Source organism: Arthrobacter sp. P1_A5, assembly GCF_056406825.1.
Window position 1 is genome coordinate 1 of sequence record NZ_JBFTZL010000225.1, and the last position, 5245, is coordinate 5245.

General features: G+C 68.8%; 4 protein-coding genes and 2 pseudogenes. 3 read left to right on the forward strand and 3 right to left on the reverse strand.

Going from position 1 to position 5245, the window contains the following annotated elements:
- Positions 1–852: pseudogene (locus AC1D1S_RS19075) on the forward strand (ABC transporter); the annotation flags it as partial.
- Between the two features lie 34 nt (positions 853–886).
- Here AC1D1S_RS19075 and AC1D1S_RS19080 read toward each other — a convergent pair.
- On the reverse strand, positions 887–1423 hold the full coding sequence (locus tag AC1D1S_RS19080) for a DUF1697 domain-containing protein (protein WP_459385143.1): 537 nt from the start codon (positions 1421–1423) through the stop codon (positions 887–889).
- 13 nt (positions 1424–1436) lie between these two features.
- Positions 1437–2156, reverse strand: coding sequence for an IclR family transcriptional regulator (locus tag AC1D1S_RS19085; RefSeq protein ID WP_476995204.1), 720 nt, complete (start codon positions 2154–2156; stop codon positions 1437–1439).
- A 130-nt stretch (positions 2157–2286) separates the two neighbouring features.
- Between AC1D1S_RS19085 and leuC the strand changes: the two genes are divergently transcribed.
- A complete protein-coding gene (gene leuC, locus AC1D1S_RS19090; RefSeq protein ID WP_243177120.1) occupies positions 2287–3741 on the forward strand; it encodes a 3-isopropylmalate dehydratase large subunit in 1455 nt (484 codons plus the stop codon).
- 94 nt (positions 3742–3835) lie between these two features.
- Complete coding sequence (gene leuD, locus AC1D1S_RS19095; protein ID WP_018773513.1) at positions 3836–4438, forward strand: 3-isopropylmalate dehydratase small subunit; 603 nt, start codon at positions 3836–3838, stop codon at positions 4436–4438.
- Positions 4439–4579: 141 nt separating this feature from the next.
- On the opposite strand, the pseudogene AC1D1S_RS19100 reads toward leuD, so the two are convergent.
- Positions 4580–5245 (reverse strand): annotated as a pseudogene (locus AC1D1S_RS19100) (HNH endonuclease); the annotation flags it as partial.

Below are 5245 nucleotides of genomic sequence, written 5' to 3' on the forward strand. Positions count from 1 at the left end.
GGCCTGCCCGCGGGCGGCGGCCTGCCCGCGGGCGGCACGACGGCCGCGGGTGGCGGGACGGCCGCCGGTGCGACGGCCGCGTCCAAGGCCCGGCTGGCGGGGGAGTTGGCTGTGGCCGCCAATGTGCCGTTGGTGGTCGACGCCGTCGCCCGGTCCTACCGCCTGGAGGCAACCCGGCGCACGGGCTGGCCGGTGACCCGCTGGCTGGCAAGGTTCCGGCCGGATCCGCTGCGACGTCTGAACTTGCGCCGCGAGGGCGCCATACCTGAGCTGAACCGGACCTCGCTGCCTCCTGCCGGGGCGCCGGAACAGGCGCGGACCGATGCCGCCGTCCGGGAATTCGCTGAGGCGGCGTCCGCAGGTGCCCCTGGCCCGTGGCGGGCGGCCATCCGCGGCGCCGCCCGGGAAGCAAACGACCGGCTGCCGGATGCCCTGGACCAGGCAATTGCCTCCACAGAGTTGTCCGCTGGCACGAAGTCCTGGTGGTGGGGTGGGTTCAATGCGGTTCAGTGGCTCGCCTTGGTAACGGCCCTGGCCGGGTTCGCGTGGCTGGGAGTACTGGCTGCGCTCGGCTACCTGCAACTGCCCGTGCCCGAGGTCCCACGGGTCCAGGGCTGGCCGGTTCCTACCGTGATGATCGCCGGGGGACTGCTGCTGGGCATCGTCCTGGCGATTGGGGCGCGGTTCATCTCCAGAGCTGCGGCAGCGTCACGCAGTGCCGTGGCACGGAAGCGACTGACAGCCGCCGTCGCCGCCGTCGCGGGGGAACTTGTCGTGGTGCCCGTGGAACGTGAGGTCAGCCGCCTGGCGAAGTTCACTGCCACGCTGAAGGCCGCCGCGGGTCGGCAGTGAGCCGTCCGTGCGCGGCCGGCCGGATGCGGCCTGCCTAAATCCCGGCCGCGGCGTCGCGGACCTTGATCATGGTGCGGAGGTTGCGTGTGGTGGTGGCAGCCTTGTACTTCGCCTTCGAGGAGAGCTTGCTGAAAGGGCTGTCCAGAGTGCCGCCGGCGGGGGCGAGCCAGGCCAGGGCTTCCGGGCCCAGCCGGGTGAGCTCGGCCCTGTCCAAGGCCCTGCCTGCCTCGAGCAGCTCCGAGAGGACCTCTTCATCAGAGGCGAGCGTCAGGTACGTATGGGTGGACGCGTCGTCGGCCGGGTAGGGGCACGCGTCGACCAGGGCTGCCACACGGCCCGCGGTGAGCACAACTACCCAGGCGTCGTAGCCGAAGGTTTCCCGCAGGCACGCCTCGAATTCCTTTTTGACGCCGGCCGGATCCAGCTCGCTGGCCAGCACGACGTTGCCGCTGGCCAACAGGGTCACGACACCCGAAAATGGCCGGGACTTCAGGGCGTTCTTGAGATCGGCCATCTTGATATTGATGCCGCCCACGTTGATGCCCCGCAGGAAGACCGCATAGCTGTTCATGGCCACAGCATACTTAGTCGTTGGTCTTGCGCAGCGCTTCCGTCAGGACACGGCCGGCGTTGCAGACCACTTCGGCGTGCAGGCGCCCCGGTTGGCGGGTCAGGCGCTCGATCGGGCCGGAGATGGACACCGCGGCAATCACGCGGCCGGACGGCCCGCGGACGGGGGCGGAAACGGAGGCGACACCGGGCTCGCGTTCGCCGAGGCTCTGGCCCCAGCCCCGGCGTCGTACTCCGGCCAGGACGGTGGGGGTGAAGCGGGCGGACTGGAGGCCTTCCAGGAGGCGGTCATGGTCCTCCCACGCCAGCAGCACTTGGGCGGCGGAGCCGGCCTTCATGGACAGCTGGGTGCCGACGGGGATGGTGTCGCGCAGCCCGATCGGGCGTTCGGCGGAGGCCACGCAGACGCGCCAGTCGCCCTGGCGGCGGAAGATCTGGGCGCTTTCGCCGGTGGCGTCGCGCAGCTGCATGAGCACGGGGCCGGCGGAGGCGATGAGGCGGTCCTCGCCAGCGGCGGAGGCCAGTTCCACCAGACGGCTCCCGAGCACGAAGCGGCCCTGGATATCGCGGCTCACGAGCCTGTGGTGCACCAGGGCGAGAGCCAGCCGGTGCACGGTGGGCCGGGCCAGTCCCGTGGCCGCCACCAGCTGCGCCAGGGTGGTGGGGYCGGCCTCAAGTGCGTCAAGCACATGGGCCGCTTTATCGATGACACCGACTCCACTAGAATTGTCCATGTAATGATATTGACGTCTCATTATCTGAGATGCAAGTCAACGCGCTGGCGTATTACTTGGCTGTGCTGGTTCAGTGGAAGAGATAGTCCGTCGGAACGCACAATACTTACCGCAGTGAAGGGAGCAGGCCGTGGCAAAGACACTGGCCGAGAAGGTCTGGGACGCGCACGTTGTGCGCAAGGGGGACGGCGAAGGAGTCAACGCCCAGCCGGATCTCCTCTTCATTGACCTCCACCTGGTGCACGAGGTGACGTCGCCGCAGGCCTTTGAAGGTCTGCGGCTCGCCGGCCGCAAGCTGCGCCGCCCGGACCTCACCATCGCCACCGAGGACCACAACACTCCCACGCTGGATATCGATAAGCCAATTGCCGATCTCACCAGCCGGACCCAGATCCAGACCCTTCGCAACAACTGCCAGGAGTTTGGCGTCCGCCTGCACTCCCTCGGCGACGCCGAGCAGGGAATCGTGCACGTGGTGGGCCCCCAGCTGGGCCTCACGCAGCCCGGCATGACCGTGGTCTGCGGCGACTCGCACACCTCAACCCACGGTGCCTTTGGAGCGCTCGCCATGGGCATCGGCACCTCCGAGGTGGAGCACGTCATGGCCACCCAGACGCTGTCCCTGAAGCCGTTCAAGACCATGGCGATCAATGTTGAGGGCACGCTGCGCCCCGGCGTGAGCGCCAAGGACATCATCCTGGCCGTCATCGCCAAGATCGGCACCGGCGGCGGGCAGGGCTACGTGCTGGAATACCGCGGCTCCGCAATCCGTGCGCTGTCCATGGAAGCCCGGATGACCATCTGCAACATGTCCATCGAGGCCGGCGCCCGCGCCGGGCTGGTGGCTCCGGACCAGACCACGTACGACTACATGCACGGCCGCCCGCATGCGCCCGAGGGCGCCGACTGGGATGCCGCCGTCGAATACTGGAACACGCTGCACACCGACGACGACGCAGCGTTCGACGTCGAGGTGGATCTCGATGCCGACACCCTGGAACCGTTCGTGACGTGGGGAACCAACCCGGGCCAGGGCGTGTCGCTGTCCGCAAAGGTGCCCTCGCCCGATGACTTCGGCGATGAGAACGCCAAGGCCGCCGCCGAACGCGCCCTGCAGTACATGGGGCTTGAGGCCGGCACCCCGATGAAGGACATCCGGGTGGACACGGTGTTCCTGGGCTCCTGCACGAACTCCCGGATGGAGGACCTCCGGGCCGCCGCCGACATCATCCGGGGCCGGACCAAGGACCCGGCCGTGCGCATGCTGGTGGTGCCCGGCTCCGCCCGCGTCCGGCTTGAGGCTGAGGCTGAGGGCCTGGACAAGGTCTTCAAGGACTTCGGGGCCGAGTGGCGCTTCGCCGGCTGCTCCATGTGCCTGGGCATGAACCCGGACCAGCTGGAGGTGGGGGAGCGCTGCGCCTCCACTTCCAACCGGAACTTCGAGGGGCGCCAGGGCAAGGGCGGCCGCACCCACCTCGTCTCGCCCGTGGTCGCTGCGGCGACGGCGGTCCGAGGCACCCTGAGTTCGCCGTCGGATCTGGACCCTGCTCCGGAGTCCGCGGCGGTCCGAGTCGGCGCCGCGTAGTCTCCGCCGCGCAGTTCCCGCCCAGATCCGAAGCCTCGCTCCACACAGCCTCGATCCATACAGTTTCGATCCACACAGTCCCGAAGGATCCGCCATGGAAAAGTTCACCACTCACACCGGAATCGGTGTCCCGCTGCGCCAGAGCAACGTCGACACGGACCAGATCATCCCCGCCGTGTACCTCAAGCGCATCACGCGCACCGGCTTTGAGGACGCGCTCTTCGCCGCGTGGCGCAAGGACCCGTCCTTCATCCTGAACCAGGCGCCGTTCAATGCAGGATCCGTTCTGGTGGCCGGTCCCGATTTTGGCACCGGTTCCTCCCGCGAGCACGCCGTCTGGGCGCTGAAGGACTTCGGCTTCAAGACGGTCCTGTCCTCGCGCTTTGCCGACATCTTCCGGGGCAACTCCGGCAAGCAGGGCCTGCTTGCCGCCGAAGTCGCCCAGGATGACATCGAGCTCATTTGGAAAGAACTTGAAAACGCCCCGGGCACCGAGGTGACGGTGGACCTCGTGTCCAAGACCGTGCAGTGCGGCAACATTGTGGCGCCGTTCGAGATTGATGACTACACGCGGTGGCGCCTCCTCGAGGGCCTGGACGACATCGGGCTGACCCTGAAGCACGAACCCGACATCACCGCGTACGAGGCCACCCGGCCTTCCTTCAAGCCCAAGACGCTGCCCGCCCGGTTGTCGTAGAGTTCCAGACCTGAGGCTCCCGGGCCGAGGGCCGGAGCCCAGTGATGCGCCTGGCAATGACGTGCCGCCGTCGAGTTGTAAGACTCGACGGCGGCACTCGTGTTTGTGCGGTGCTCGCGTCTTGTCCGGCCCTCATCGCGCTTAGGCCGCCGCAACGGCAGCGCGTTTGCGGCTCTTGAGAGCCTTCGCCCGAACCCGGATCAGGTGAAGCTGGCGGGAACCCGGCTCGGAACCTGGCTGGTCTGTGGCTGGTGGGCGAAGCAGTGTCCCCGGCAGGGGTGGTGCGGTGGAACGGTAGGTGTGGCCGGTCGGAGTGGTTATTTCGAGCGTGTGGCGGGGACCGGGTGCGGAGTGGGCGGTCCAGCCGGGGGGGACGGTGCCGTAGCCGGGGAGCCGGGCGGGTTCGGCGCCGGCCTGGAAGAGGGCGCGGTCGGTGATGACGAGCTGGATCTCGACGCCGCTGATCCCGCCCGGGGTCCCGGTGCTGCGTTCGACCAGGTCATCGGCCATCAGCTGCCCGCGGCCCCTCGGGTCCCCGGCGGCGCGGAGGGTGTGGGCGTGCCCGGTGAGGGCCTTGTAGGCGGCGGCCCGGGCCGCGGCGACCAGGGACCGGTCACCGGCACCGGCGAACGTCCCGGTGTCGGGCGCGAGTTCCTCGTCGACGGCGGCCCGGTCGGCGGCGGTCAGGGAGGCGGTTTCGCGCACGAGCAGGGTGGCGCGCCATTCGTTCAGCTGCCCGGTTTCCAGGGCGGTGAGGGTGTGGGGCATTTCGGTCACGAGGGCTTTGGCCAGGCCCAGGAGCCGGCC